The sequence below is a fragment of the Streptomyces sp. NPDC052107 genome (genome assembly GCF_040680215.1).
GTDB lineage: Bacteria > Actinomycetota > Actinomycetes > Streptomycetales > Streptomycetaceae > Streptomyces.
The window spans coordinates 1-1,047 of sequence record NZ_JBFAWG010000329.1 but is presented as its reverse complement, the minus strand read 5'-3'; the positions used below and the strand labels follow the sequence as shown (position 1 = coordinate 1,047).

The following is a 1,047-nucleotide window of genomic DNA, read 5'->3' as shown; positions in this document are numbered from 1 at the left end:
GGTCCAACGCCGACGACATCGGCAACCAGGCCGGCGGCTGGACGATCAGCTGGCAGGGCTCCTCCGGCAAGATCACCCCGGGCACGACGATCCTGGAGGGGATGAAGAAGGCGGCGAAGAACCCCGACTCCGTCACGTACTCGAAGGACGCCTCTGCCGCCACGGACGGTCACGACGTGGGCGTGGTGGTCGTCGGGGAGACCCCGTACGCCGAAGGCATCGGGGACGTCGGCAACGGCCACGACCTGGAGCTGACCGCAGCCGACAAGGCCGCCGTCGAGAAGGTCTGCGCGGCCATGAAGTGCGCGGTCCTCATCGTCTCGGGCCGCCCGCAGCTCATCGGGGACCAGCTCGGGGACATGGACGCGCTGGTCGCCTCCTGGCTGCCGGGCTCCGAGGGCGACGGCGTGGCCGACGTGCTCTACGGCAAGCGCCCCTTCACCGGGCAGCTCCCGGTGACCTGGCCGAAGTCGGAGGCGCAGCTTCCGATCAACGTCGGGGACACGGCGTACGACCCGCAGTTCCCGTACGGCTGGGGCCTGACGACCCTGAACAAGCCCCCGGCCGGAGGCGAGCTGACCCTCGCCGCCCTCGCCGTCGCCGCCCAGGTGGCGCAGAAGGCGAAGCTGGGCAAGACCCCGGCGGGCAAGGCCATCGTGGACCAGGCGCGGCTGCTGGTCCAGCAGAAGATCAACGGGAAGTTCACGCAGAGTGTCTCCAAGCCCTTCGCGGAGGCGGACCACCTGCTGCTCAAGGGTGATCTGACGGGCGCGGTGGCCAAGCTGCGCACGGCCTACCGAGCCGCGTAGGCACCCCGCTCTCCGGGCGGGCGACGGCATTCGTCGCCCGCCTGGAGTAGCGTTAAGTATGAGGAAAAGGCTCTTCCCCACGCTGTTGGCGGGCCTGCTGCTCATCATCGCAGCGGCTGCACTCGCCCTGACCTCCCCTGCGTCGGCGGCCCCGGCCGCGACGATCAACGACGCCGCCCAGGCCCTGCGCGAGGACCCGGTCTATGTGGACCCGGGCGCCCGCGATCAGCTCTCCGTC

1 protein-coding gene and 1 pseudogene are annotated in these 1,047 nt (G+C 70.5%); both read left to right on the top strand.

What is annotated here, in order from left to right:
* Nucleotides 1-809: glycoside hydrolase family 3 C-terminal domain-containing protein (locus AB0M27_RS48220; RefSeq protein ID WP_365732512.1), on the top strand; the 809-nt coding region annotated here is incomplete at its 5' end.
* Between the two features lie 58 nt (nucleotides 810-867).
* A pseudogene (locus AB0M27_RS48215) lies at nucleotides 868-1,047 on the top strand (hypothetical protein); the annotation flags it as partial.